The organism is Pseudomonas sp. Pseusp97, from assembly GCF_047304025.1.
Taxonomy (GTDB): Bacteria; Pseudomonadota; Gammaproteobacteria; order Pseudomonadales; family Pseudomonadaceae; genus Pseudomonas.
On sequence record NZ_JBGLYK010000183.1, the window covers coordinates 1 to 11,891 of the forward strand.

The 11,891-nt window shown below is 67.5% G+C and carries 12 protein-coding genes; 4 read left to right on the plus strand and 8 right to left on the minus strand.

The annotated features are described in order from the left end of the window. The first annotated feature begins 72 nt into the window (after positions 1-72). Positions 73-564 (plus strand): Dps family protein, encoded by a 492-nt coding sequence (locus ACCC94_RS22890; protein WP_413351887.1) that lies wholly within the window; start codon positions 73-75, stop codon positions 562-564. Positions 565-703: 139 nt separating this feature from the next. Here ACCC94_RS22890 and ACCC94_RS22895 read toward each other — a convergent pair whose 3' ends face one another. Both ACCC94_RS22895 and ACCC94_RS22900 read right to left on the minus strand, forming a co-directional pair. Continuing rightward, on the minus strand, positions 704-1,504 hold the full coding sequence (locus ACCC94_RS22895; protein WP_413351876.1) for a hypothetical protein: 801 nt from the start codon (positions 1,502-1,504) through the stop codon (positions 704-706). Positions 1,505-1,533: 29 nt separating this feature from the next. Continuing rightward, positions 1,534-2,769, minus strand: a complete 1,236-nt coding sequence (locus tag ACCC94_RS22900; RefSeq protein WP_413351877.1) for a dienelactone hydrolase family protein — start codon at positions 2,767-2,769, stop codon at positions 1,534-1,536. A gap of 157 nt (positions 2,770-2,926) precedes the next feature. On the opposite strand from ACCC94_RS22900, the gene ACCC94_RS22905 reads away from it, so the two are divergent. Next, positions 2,927-3,649 carry an energy transducer TonB gene (locus ACCC94_RS22905; protein WP_413351878.1) on the plus strand — a complete coding sequence of 241 codons (723 nt, stop codon included), beginning with the start codon at positions 2,927-2,929 and terminating at the stop codon, positions 3,647-3,649. A 38-nt stretch (positions 3,650-3,687) separates the two neighbouring features. Then, positions 3,688-4,230 carry a hydrolase gene (locus ACCC94_RS22910; protein WP_413351879.1) on the plus strand — a complete coding sequence of 181 codons (543 nt, stop codon included), beginning with the start codon at positions 3,688-3,690 and terminating at the stop codon, positions 4,228-4,230. Between the two features lie 15 nt (positions 4,231-4,245). Here the strand turns inward: ACCC94_RS22910 and ACCC94_RS22915 are convergent, their stop codons facing one another. Continuing rightward, positions 4,246-5,136 carry a LysR family transcriptional regulator gene (locus tag ACCC94_RS22915; protein ID WP_413351880.1) on the minus strand — a complete coding sequence of 297 codons (891 nt, stop codon included), beginning with the start codon at positions 5,134-5,136 and terminating at the stop codon, positions 4,246-4,248. 158 nt (positions 5,137-5,294) lie between these two features. Between ACCC94_RS22915 and ACCC94_RS22920 the strand changes: the two genes are divergently transcribed. Beyond that, positions 5,295-6,818, plus strand: coding sequence for an MFS transporter (locus ACCC94_RS22920; protein ID WP_413351881.1), 1,524 nt, complete (start codon positions 5,295-5,297; stop codon positions 6,816-6,818). Between the two features lie 142 nt (positions 6,819-6,960). Here the strand turns inward: ACCC94_RS22920 and rlmF are convergent, their stop codons facing one another. The 5 genes from rlmF to ACCC94_RS22945 all read right to left on the minus strand — a co-directional run. Next, a complete protein-coding gene (gene rlmF / locus ACCC94_RS22925; RefSeq protein WP_413351882.1) occupies positions 6,961-7,971 on the minus strand; it encodes a 23S rRNA (adenine(1618)-N(6))-methyltransferase RlmF in 1,011 nt (336 codons plus the stop codon). 52 nt (positions 7,972-8,023) lie between these two features. Continuing rightward, the gene (locus ACCC94_RS22930) at positions 8,024-8,602 is read right to left on the minus strand and encodes a VTT domain-containing protein (RefSeq protein WP_413351883.1); all 579 of its coding nucleotides are present in this window, start codon (positions 8,600-8,602) and stop codon (positions 8,024-8,026) included. 10 nt (positions 8,603-8,612) lie between these two features. Further along, positions 8,613-8,909, minus strand: a complete 297-nt coding sequence (locus ACCC94_RS22935) for a winged helix-turn-helix domain-containing protein (RefSeq protein ID WP_301532901.1) — start codon at positions 8,907-8,909, stop codon at positions 8,613-8,615. A gap of 23 nt (positions 8,910-8,932) precedes the next feature. After that, complete coding sequence (locus ACCC94_RS22940; RefSeq protein ID WP_413351884.1) at positions 8,933-10,762, minus strand: SLC13 family permease; 1,830 nt, start codon at positions 10,760-10,762, stop codon at positions 8,933-8,935. A 111-nt stretch (positions 10,763-10,873) separates the two neighbouring features. Next, a partial coding sequence (locus tag ACCC94_RS22945; protein ID WP_413351886.1) for a thiamine pyrophosphate-dependent enzyme occupies positions 10,874-11,891 on the minus strand: 1,018 nt, incomplete at its 5' end.

Genomic DNA, 11,891 nt, shown 5'->3' on the forward strand with positions numbered 1-11,891 from the left:
GCCAAGCCCGCCGCCAAGACTTCTGCCGCCAAACCGGCTGCTGCCAAGGCCGCGCCGCGCCGCGCCCCCGCGCTGGCCACACCGTCGGACCTGAGCAAGAACGCAACCCGCGACCTTTCGGCCGCGCTCAATCGCCTGCTGGCGGATGTCTTCGCGCTGTACCTGAAGACCAAGAACTTCCACTGGCACGTGAGCGGTCCGCACTTCCGCGACTACCACCTGCTGCTGGACGATCACGCCACCGAAATCTTCGCGATGACCGACGCCATCGCCGAACGCAATCGCAAGATCGGCGGCAACACCATCCGCTCCATCGGCCATATCGCCAAGCTCAAGCGCATCCTCGACAACGATGCCGAGTTCGTGCAGCCGCTGGACATGCTGGCCGAGCTGCAGGAGGACAACAAAGCGCTGACCTCCTACATGCGCGAGGTCCACGACCTGTGCGACGAGCACCACGACATTGCCACCGCCAGCCTGATCGAGAACTGGATCGACGAGACCGAGCAACGCACCTGGTTCCTCTTCGAAACCAGCCGCCGTGGGGATAACACCGGGCACTGATCCTCGTGCCGAAAAATGAAGAAGGCCCCGCGAGGGGCCTTTTTCGTTACTGCTTTTCGTAGGAGCGAGCTTGCTCGCGAACAGGCGTTTGCGCAGCACCCCAGACCAGATGGTTCGCGAGCAAGCTCGCTCCTACAGGTCAGGGTTTGCTTTGCCAGAAGGTGGAGAACTCCTCGAACGGGTAGCGCGTACCGTCATAGCTGACAGTGGTGCGCACGGTCTTCGGCGCGCCGACATCCTCGCCCGCCGATTCACGCTGCACCTTCGCGCTGATGATGAGGTCGGTATAGCCATGGTGGCTTTCCTGGCCCATCGCAAGGGTGAGTTGCGAGCGCTCGATCACCGTGTGTTCGTTGCTGCAGGTCTGGCCTTCCAGCGTCGTCCACTGCCGCAGGTAGGTGCGGAACACTTCCTTGAGCTTGTCGCCTTGCGGCGCGTAGAGGCTGAAGTCGTCGTAGGACCAGGCGTCCGGACAGCTCGCGCCGCGCGCCACGCTGCCGATGACCAGGCCGAAGCCGCGCGTGTCCGGCGCCAGGCGATAGCGCGCGGTGTCGAGCCACAGGCTGGAGCTGTCGATTTCCACCATGGCGTCCTCGCCGATGCTGTCGTCGCTGCGCGTCACCAGCTTGCCGCTTTGCGTGTCGAGCTGGCCGACCAGCAGATTCAGGTTCCGCTCACCCGGCTCGGCCTTGTCGCCCTCCGGGCTATAGGCGACGGCTACCACCTGCAGTTGCGGGTCGTCCGGCCAGGGCTTGCAGGCTGCGGCCACTACCGGCGTGGCCGCACCGGACTGCGGCGCTTGCCATCCCTGCTGGCCGAGCAGCCCGGCCAGTGTCTGCAAGGTCGCGTCGTCGCAAGGCTGCGCGGTGCGCTCCGCCGCGCTGGCGCTGCCGGCAAGGGCCAGCAGCGCGGCGCAGGTCCATTTCCCTATGGGGTACATCGGGTGCTCCTTGGGTTCATCGAGGTGGATCAGCGGCCTTCGCTGTCCTTCCACTTGGTCATCAGGGTGTTCGATTCCAGGCTCTCGTCGAGCAGCTTCTTCGCTGTCTCCACGCCGGCCACCGGCAGCCCGGCGGGGTCGAGCAGGCCGATCTGCACCAGCACGCTGGCCTGGTCCCAGTAGATGTGTTCGTGGCACAGCTTGTCACCGCGGAAGCGGATCACGCCGAGCATGGGGATCTCCACATACTTGCCGGTGGGCGGCACGCCGGGAAGCATCCAGTCGATCTCGGTGGAATGGGTGAAGCACATGACGAACTCGTCCACTACCTGCAGCGCGCCGACGGTGCGGGAGATCGGCACCAGCTTCATGTCCGGCGGATTGCCGTGCACGAAGTGGTTGCGATAGAAGCGCGCCAGGTCGTCCTGGCCGACGCCGCCGGTCATGGTCGGGATGTGGTTGACGTAGGGCTGGGCGACCATGGTTGCCATGGTGGCGGGTACATCGCGGGCGGCGAATTCGTGGTGGATGTGGTCTTCCCACAGCTGCGACAGGTCGAAGTCCGGGCCGATCTCGCGTTTCAGCGCGCCGATGCTGCGCTCGTGGGCCATCAGCGCGGCGGGCTTGTCGAAGTGCATGCCGCCCGGGCGGGCGAAGGCGTGGTCGACGCCGGGGTAGCTGTAGATTTCCGCCTTCGGCAGCTTGCCGAGGACTTCGCCGATGGCGGCGCGGGCGTTGGCGTCGCAGTACACGTCCTGCTCGGCGAAATGCAGCACGAGGCGGCCTTTGATGTTCTGCGCCTCGTCGAGCATCTGTTCGATGCCCATGCCGTAGTAGCCCACCGAGCAGGCGGCGTCGGTGCGCGCGGCGGTGAGGTAGGCGAGCTTGCCGCCCAGGCAGAAACCGACGTAGCCGATGCCACGGTCCTCGACCTCAGGCAGGGCGCGCAGGGCGTCCATGGCGGCGGCGATGTCGTCCACGCCCTTGTCCACATCGAAGCGCTGGAACAGGCCGATGGCCTGGCCGAACTCGGCTTCGCTGTAGCCCAGTTCCAGGTTCGGCTGCAGACGCCAGAACAGGTCGGGCACCAGGGCGACATAGCCTTCCTCGGCGTAGCTGTCGGCGATGCTGCGCATGTTGGCATTGACGCCGAAGATCTCCTGGCCAATCACCACGCCGGGGCCGTGTCCGCTGGCCGGTACCGCGAGATAACCGCTGAAGCTGCCGCTGCCGTCACGCGCGGCGATGCTGATGCTCTTGCCCATTCCCTTCTCTCCCAGGCTCGTTGTTGTGTTGTTCTGGCGCCGCATAGGGTGCTTGCTGGAGCGGCGCCTGCCAAGAGGGGCCCGATGCTTGTGAGGGAAGGTGGCGCAGCGCTACCATCGCGCCCCTCATGAAAACGGAGCTTCGGGATTGCATCGCATGGAGAGGAAGTGGGGTATCGCGCGTATTGGCCTGCTGCTGGCGGTAGCGGCAATGACGGCCTGCAGCAGCGTACCGAAGGACGAGACGCCACGACTGGTGCCGCGCGACACGGCGCCGCCGGAGTATCCGCAGCAGTTCCGGCCGCGGGGTATCGACGGCAGGGTGAAGACCTCCTTCGATATCGAGGCCAGCGGCGAGGTCGCCAACGTGCAGATCCTCGAGTCGAGCAACCCCGCGCTGGCCGAAGCCGTGCGCGAGCGTGTATCCCAGTGGCGCTTCGAGCCCTGGCAGCCGACCGCCAAGTACACCGCTCCATGGCAGGTGGTGAAGACCTTCGAGTTCAAGCAGGCCGAAGCCGGCACCCCGATACTGCCCTCGGACAAGGCAGCGGGGAACTCCGAGGAGAGCCTGGCGAACACCGTGCGTGAACTCCTCGCCCAGCCTTGCAGCGCCATCAGCAGCCAGTATGCCGAATTCCACCAGGCCTACCCGGACCGGCCGCTGGATCAACTGGCGACCTTCCGCATGACCAGTGGCGCGCTGCTGCTCTCCCAGCTCAGCGGCAAGCTGGATGTGGAGAAGAACCGGCTGATCGACAAGCGCTTCGATGCTGCTCTGCCTCGAGTGCTGGAGCGCTGCCAGCGGCAGCCTGACGCCGTCTATTCCGATGTGCTCGCCGAAGAGATGCGCCGCGCACAGGTTGACAGCGCCGGTTCCTGAGCCGAAAAACACAGGTTGAACCTGCGAGGAACCTGGCCATGCTGATGCGCGCGCAAACCGCCTGCCTGCTGATCATCGACATTCAGGAGCGCCTGTTCCCGGCGATCCACGACAACGAGGCGGTCCTGGAACACAGCGCCTGGCTGCTGGCGATCGCGCGGCGGCTGGGTGTACCGGTGCTGGCCACCGAGCAGTATCCGAAGGGTCTTGGGCCGACCGTGCCGGCGCTGCGCGATGAGCTGAGCGATGGCGAAGTCCTGGAGAAGATCGCCTTTTCCGCCGTCACCGATCCCGGCCTGTTGCAGATGCCTGGAGGCGAGCGCCGGCAGTTCGTGGTGTGCGGCACCGAGGCCCATGTCTGCGTGCTGCAGACGGTGCTCGGCCTGCTGGCGGAGGACCGCGAGGTGTTCGTGGTGGCGGAGGCGGTTGGCTCCCGTCGCCCGCAGGACAAGGCCTTGGCGCTGGAAAGGATGCGCCAGGCGGGCGCGGTGATCGTCTCCCGGGAAATGGTCGCCTTCGAGTGGATGGAGCGCGCGGGGACGGAAGGCTTCCGCGAGATCAGCAGGCAGTTCATCCGCTGATCGGCGGCTCCACCCTCAACGGGTGACGAACAGGCGGTCGCCGAGAAAGTCGAGGAACACCCGCAGCTTCAGCGACATGCGCCGGCCCGCCGGCCACAGCGCATGGAAGCTGCCCAGGTGCGCGGTGTGTTCGCTCAGCACCTGCACCAGCCGGCCGTCGTTCAGCGCGCTGCGCACCGCGAAGTCGGGCAGGCAGGCGATGCCCATGCCCTGGCTGGCGACGTTGATCAGCATGTCGGCGGTGTTGCAGATCAGCCCGCCTTCCAGGCGCGGCTCCGTTTCTCCGGGGGCGAGCTGCAGCGGCCAGCGCTGCACCAGCCCGCTGCTCGGATAGCGGTAGTGCAGGCACAGGTGCTGGTTGAGGTCCGCCGGGCGCCGTGGCGTGCCGTACTGGCGCAGGTAGCCGGGCGAGGCCACCAGCAGCAGGCTGAAGTCGCCCAGCTTGCGCGCCTTGAGCCGCGAGTCGCGCAGCTCGCCACCGCGCACCACGAGATCGAAACCCTCCTCGATGACGTCCACCAGGCGGTCGGTGAAGTCGATGTCGAGCTGGATGCGCGGGTAGCAACGGAGGAATTCCGGCAGCACCTGCGGCAGCAGCCCGGCCACCAGCGGCATGCTGATCTTCAGCCGGCCACGCGCCTGCTGCGTCGATAGCGCCAGTTCCTGCTCCGCCGCTTCCAGTTCGTCGAGGATGCGTCGGCAGCGGTCGAGGAACAGCTGGCCTTCGTTGGAGAGGCTCAGGCTGCGCGTGCTGCGGTGGAACAGGCGTACGCCCAGGCGTTCTTCGAGGCGCGCGATGCTCTTGCCCACCGCCGAGGCGGAGAGGCCGAGCAGGCGTGCGGCCTGGGCGAAGCTCAGGGTCTCGGCGACCTGGAGGAACACGCGCAGGCCGTTGAGGCTGTCCATGGTTGGGTATCCGGGAGGGCGGGCGGCCATTGTGCCGCGCAATGGGGAAGCGATTGCGGACATCGACGTCCGTTATGTTCGGAATCCTAGCCTGTTTTTCCGTAATGGCGGGTTGATTAGCTTGTGGCAGGTCTTCCTCGATTCCTTACGGACCCGCCATGAACCCTTCCCACGACCTCCCTGAAACCCGATCCGAGGCCTCGCGCTGGCTGCTGTTGCTCGCGGCCAGCCTGACGGCGGTGCTGATTCCCCTGTGCTTCACCGGCCCGGCCGTGGTGCTGCCGGCCATTGCCCATGAGCTGGGTGGCTCGGCGGTGGCGCTGAACTGGATCGTCAACGGCTATGTGCTGGCCTATGGCGCGGCGATGATGGCGGCCGGCAGCCTGGCGGACGTGTATGGGCGCAAGCGCGTCTGGCTGGTGGGCCTGGCGCTGTTCTGCCTGACCACCCTGGCGATCCCGCTGGCGGGTTCGGTGGCGGTCATCGATTTGCTACGAGTCTTGCAGGGGGCCGGTGGTTCGGCAGCTTTTGCCGCCGCGATGGCGGCACTGGCGCAGGAATTCGACGGACCGATCCGTACGCGCGTGTTCAGCCTGCTGGGCACGACCTTCGGTGTCGGCCTGGCGTTCGGCCCGTTGCTCGCCGGCTGGCTCACCGACGGGCCGGGCTGGCGCTGGGTGTTCCTGGTGCCGGCGGTCTGCGCGCTGGCGTCGGTGCCGGTGGTGGTGCGCTATTGTCGCGAAACCCGCGACCCGCAGGCGCGCGGCCTGGACTGGCCTGGCGCGCTGAGCTTCACCGCCGCTCTCAGTCTCTTCACCTATGGTCTGCTGCTGGCGCCTGAGCAGGGCTGGGCGAGTCTCTCCGTGATCACGACGCTGGTGCTGAGTGTCGTGTTGCTGGTCGTGTTCATTGCCCTGGAGCGTCGTGTACAGCGACCTTTGCTCGATCTGTCGCTGTTCAGCCAATGGCGCTTCGTCGGCGTGCAGCTGTTGGGCGCGTCGCCCGCGTTCGCCTACGTGGTGCTGATCGTGCTGCTGCCCGGGCGCTTCATCGGCGTCGAAGGGCAGGGCGCGCTGCAGGCCGGCTGGACCATGCTGGCGCTGTCGGCGCCGCTGTTGGTGGTGCCTTTCCTGGCGGCGCTGCTGGCGAAGCATTTCAGCGCAGGCAGCCTTTCGGCGATTGGCCTGCTGATTGTGGCGGGCGGTTTGCTGTGGCTGGCACGCAACCTGGCGGGTGGTGTGGCGCCGGATATGCCGCTGCTGGTGATCGGCATCGGTATCGGCTTGCCCTGGGGGCTGATGGATGGCCTGGCGGTGAGCGTGGTCGAGCGCGAGCGTGCAGGCATGGCGACGGGCATTTTCAATACGGTGCGGGTGTCTGCCGATGCGGTGGCCATTGCCGTGGTCGGCGCCTTGCTGGCCACGCTGATCGCGGCGCAGATGGAGCCGCTGGGTCTGGCCACGGCGGATCGGCTGATGAGTGCCAACCAACTGGCCATCGGCAATCTGGCGGCGGTCGTCGATCAGCTTCCGCAGCTGGCGCCCGAGCAACTGCGCAGCGATTACGTGGCAGTGTTCAGCCGCGTGCTGGAGCTGCTGGCGGGCGTGACCTTGGCGGTCGCCGGGCTGGTGTTCCTGCTGCTGGGCCGGGAACGGGCGCCGGTGCTTGCCGCCGAGACCTGAGTGCCGGGTGGCGGCGGATAACGCGTGCCGCGTTATGCGCCCTACGGTCGGGCTCGGCAGGGCTTCGGATCGAGGACGTAGGGCGAATAACCGCCTGCGGTTATCCGCCGAGCCCCTGTGCGCCCAGCGGTGGCGGTTTGTTTCAGTAGCGGCGGTGTTCCGGCTCGAGGAAGGTCCAGGCGACGAAGCGACTCTGCTTCTGCCCCTGGGCCATGTCCACGGTACGGATGCTGACGGCGCCGGCCTTCTTCAGGGCGCGGCGCAGATCGTCGAGGTTGCCGGCCTTGGACACCAGCGAGCTGAACCAGCGCACCTGCTGGCCGACTTCGGCGCTTTCCGCCGCCAGCCTGCGCAGGAAGGCGATCTCGCCGCCTTCGCACCACAGCTCGTTGTTCTGCCCGCCGAAGTTCAGACTGGGCAACTGGCGCGAGGGGTCGAGCTTGCCGAGATTCTTCCACTTGCGCCGGCTGCCGCTGCTGGCTTCTTCGGGCGATGAGTGGAAGGGCGGGTTGCACAGGGTCGCGTCGAAGCGCTCATCGGCGCCGAGCAGGCCGCGGAAGATGTGCTTCGGATCATGCTGCTGGCGCAGTTCGACGGCTTCGGCGAGGCCCGGATTGCCGTTGACGATGGCGTGGGCGGAGGCCAGGGCGGCCGGCTCGATGTCCGAACCGAGGAAGCGCCAGCCGTAGTCGCGGTGGCCGATCAGCGGGTAGATGCAGTTGGCGCCGACGCCGATGTCCAGCATGCGCACGTCTGGCCCGCGCGGCACGCTGCCGCCGTTGTCCTCGGCAAGCAGGTCGGCGAGGTAGTGCACGTAGTCCGCGCGGCCGGGAATCGGCGGGCAGAGGAAGCCGGCGGGAATGTCCCATTGGCCGATGCCGTATTGCGCCTTCAGCAGCGCGCGGTTGAACACCCGCACCGCCTCTGGATTGGCGAAGTCGATGCTGGGCTTGCCGTAGGGGTTGGTGATGACGAAGCGGCCCAACTCCGGGCAGCCCCCGATCAGCGCCGGGAAGTCGTAGTGGCCCTGGTGGCGGTTGCGCGGGTGCAGCAGGTTCGGCCGCTTGGCGGCGGGATCGCGCAGGGGCTGGGCAGGTTTTGTCGGCGCGGCGGGGCGTTTCGACGACTTGGGCGGTTTCGGCAGATTCGACATGAGGGCGCGCGGGGCTGGGATGCGGTGGGGGATTTTCCCACAGATGGGCGCATCAGCCGAGCAGCACGTTGCCCAGTTGGTCGAACAGCAGGCAGCAGAGCAGCAGCGGGATCGGCAGGCCGAGCAGGGTGCCGAGCATGTAAGGCCAGAAGCCGATGCCGGAGAGCGCCAGGCTGTAGTTCAGGGTCGGCGAGGTGATGAAGGCGTGGCGCAGCAGGAACACGCTGCTGGCCGGGCGCTGGTCGAGGTGGCTGAACACCGCGCGGGTCAGCTTGTTGTTCAGCAGGCGCAGGCCATTGCCGCCGACGGCGCGTACGATCAGGAAGGTGAAGCCGCAGGAGAACACCGCCGCGCAGTAGGTGATCAGCCCGCCCCACAACTTGCCCATGGCCAGCACCGCGGCGGCGAGGAACAGCAGGCCGGGGATGTGCAGCAGGTTACCCAGGGCGAACAGCCCGACGAACAGCAGCAGGCCGCGCAGGCGGTTGTCGGTCAGCTCGTTGCGCAGGACGTCGAGGCTGAACTCCTCGTGCAGGCCGCTGGCGCGGTAGAGCAGGGCCAGCACACCGGCGAAGGCAAGCAGCAGGATCAGTCGGCGCAGGCGCCAGAGGGCGGGCGGGACGGCAAGCATGCGGGCGGGCTCAGGGGTACTGCAGGATGTCCTTGATCCTGGGCAGGTGCGCGGCGATCCAGCGCGGATCGATGGCACCCCAGTCGCGGATTCGGTAGTGGCCGGCGTTGTTGCGTTCGCCGTCGTGCTGCTCGAAGGCGCAGTCGATGTCCAGGTCGGCCAGCGCGGCCAGGGTGTCCTGGGCGGTGCGCCGGGGCATGCCGGTGGCTTCCATCAGCGCCGGGACGCTGGTGGCAGTGCCGCTGTCGATCAGCCAGGCCACGTAGAGGCGGCGGTAGAAACTGCTTTTGGTCTTGCTCACTTCCATCGAGACGTCTCCTTTAGGTGCGGCTACAGCGGCAGCAGCCAGGGTACCAGCACAACGCTGACGATCATCACCAGAATCGTGAAGGGTACGCCAACCTTGACGAAATCGGCGAAGCGATAGCGCCCCGGACCCAGCACCAGCGTATTCACCGGCGAGGAAATCGGCGTCATGAAGGCCGCCGACGCGGCCAGCGCGACGATCATCGCGAAGGCTTCGGGGGAGGCGCCCAGGGCCTTGGCCGTGGCGATCGCTACCGGTGCCATGAGCACGGCGGTGGCGGTGTTGGAGATGAACAGGCCGATTACCGCCGTCAGCACGAACAGGCTGGCGAGAATGGCATAGGGCCCGGCGCCGCCGAGCGCGCCGACCAGCCCATTGACCGCCAGGGTGATACCGCCGGTCTTCTGCAAGGCCAGGGCGAAGGGCAGCATGCCGACGATCAGCAGCAGGCTCTGCCAGTGGATGGCGCGGTAGGCGCTGTCCATGTCGATGCAGCGGAACGCGCCCATCAGCAGGCAGGCGATCAGCGCGGCCATGACATTGGGCACCAGCCCGCTGACCATCAGGATCACCATCACCGCCAGGCTGAACAGCGCATGCGGCGCCTGGCTGGCGGCGGGGGCGGCCTCGTCCACCTCCATGGGCAGGCCGAGCACGAGGAAGTCGCGGCCGCGGGTCTGCAACTGGCGGATGTCCTTCCAGGGGCCGACCACCAGGAGGGTATCGCCGACCTTCAGCTTGGCCTCCAGCAGCCCGTCCACCACGGCTTCGCGGTTGCGCCGCAGGCCGACCACGTTGAGGCCGAACTGGCTGCGGAACTCCAGGTCCAGCACGCTCCTGCCCAGCAGGGTGGACTCCGGCGGCAGGGTTACTTCGGCCATGCCGACCTCATGGGAGCGCTCGCTGAAGTAGTCGCCCTGCAGGCTCAGCGGCTCCAGGCCATAGTCGTGGTAGAGGCCCAGCAGATCGGTGCGCTCGCCGAAGATATCCACCAGCAGCACATCGCCGGCCTGCAGCTGGATATTCGCGTTGGGGCTGAGGATCTTCATGCGGAAATGCGCGGTCCGTTCGATGGCCACCACGTTGGTGCCGGCGCGGGCGCGCAGCTCCACCTCGCTCAGGCTCATGCCCACCAGCCGCGAATCGTGGCGAATGCGCAGGCGGCGCTCGCGGCCGGCGAGCTGGTAGTCGCGGATCAGGTCGCCCAGGGTGCGGCGCTTGACGCTCTGCTTGTCGTCCTCAGCGTCGTCCCCCAGCCAGCGACGCGCCACCAGCATGTAGCCGACGCCCAGCAGCAGCACGACCAGGCCGAAGGGCGTGAAGCTGAAGAAGCCGAAGCCCTTCGAACCCTCGCGCACCAGCTCGCTGTGCACCACCACGTTGGGCGCGGTGGCGACCAGGGTGAGCATGCCGCTGATCAAGCCGGCGAAGCTCAGCGGCATCATCAGGCGGCGCGGTGAAACGTGCAGGCGTGCGGCGATGCTCAGCACCACCGGGATGAAGATGGCGACCACGCCGGTGGAGCTCATCACCGAGCCGAGCCCGGCCACGGCGAGCATCAGCAGCACCAGCAGGCGCGTCTCGCTGGCACCGGCGCGGCGCGTCAGCCACTCGCCGATGCGGTAGGCCACACCGGTTCGCACCAGTCCCTCGCCGATGACGAACAGCGCGGCGATCAGGATGACGTTGGGATCGGCGAAGCCGGCCAGCGATTCCTGCACGCTGAGGATGCCCGACAGCGGCAGGGCGACCATCACCAGCAGGGCGACCACGTCCATGCGCGGACGGTTGATGACGAACAGCCCGACAGCGGTGGCGAGCAGGGCGAGGACCCAGATCAGTTGCAGACTCATGCGCTTCCCTAGCGAATTCCCGGCGCCATTGTGCCCGCTGGCGCGGGCGCAATGCCTTGACCCGGTGCAGCTTAGCGAAGCCTGCGACCCTGCGTATGAAGGGAAAAGCCCTTACGGCAGCCGCGCAACCGGGGTGATCTGCCTCGGATCGGTGCGCAGTTCGATCAGCGCCGGCTTGCCGCTGGCCTGGGCTCGCGCGAAGGCGGCGGCGAAATCCTCGGTGCGCTCTACCAGTTCGCCGTGGGCGCCAAAGGCGTGGGCGAGGGCGACGAAGTCGGGGTTGCGCAGTTGTGTACCGCTGATGCGACCGGGGTACTCGCGCTCCTGGTGCATGCGGATGGTGCCGAGCATGCCGTTGTTGACCACGATGACGGTCAGCGCCGCGCCGTACTGCACGGCGGTGGCCAGCTCCTGCGGGTACATCATGAAGCAGCCGTCGCCGGCGAAGCACACCACGCTGCGCTGCGGATCGCGCAGCTTGGCGGCTATGGCGGCGGGGAAGCCGTAGCCCATGGCGCCGTTGGTGGGAGCGAGCTGGCTGCGTGGCGAGCGATAACGGTAGAAGCGGTGCACCCACACGGCGTAGTTGCCGGCGCCGTTGCTGATCACCGCGTCCTCCGGCAGCGTTTCGTTCAGGTGCTGGATGACTTGCGTGAGATCCACGCCCTGCGGCGGTTCTGCGTTCCGCGGCGGGGCGATGTAGCTGAGGTAGTCGGCGCGGGCAGCGGCGGTCCATTCGGCCCAGGGCGTCTCGGCGAGGGGCGCGAGGCCGGCGAGGGCGGCGGCGATCTCCGGCATGCCGGCCTGGATGCTCTGGTCCGCCTGGTAGACGCGGCCCAGTTCGCTGGCGTCGGCGTAGACGTGGATCATGTTCTGCAGCGGACGCGGGCTCTGGACCAGGGTGTAGCCGGCAGTCGGCGTTTCGCTCAGGCGCGTGCCGAGCACGATCAGCAGGTCGGCCTCCTGCACCCGCGCGGTGAGCGCGGGCGAGGCGCCGAAACCGAGCTGGCCGACATACTGCTCGTCGCGGTTGTCGATCAGGTCCTGGCGGCGGAACGAGGCCACCAGCGGCAGGCGGTTGGCGCGGGCGAAGGCGCGCACCTGCTCGCAGGCTGGCGGTGTCCAGCCG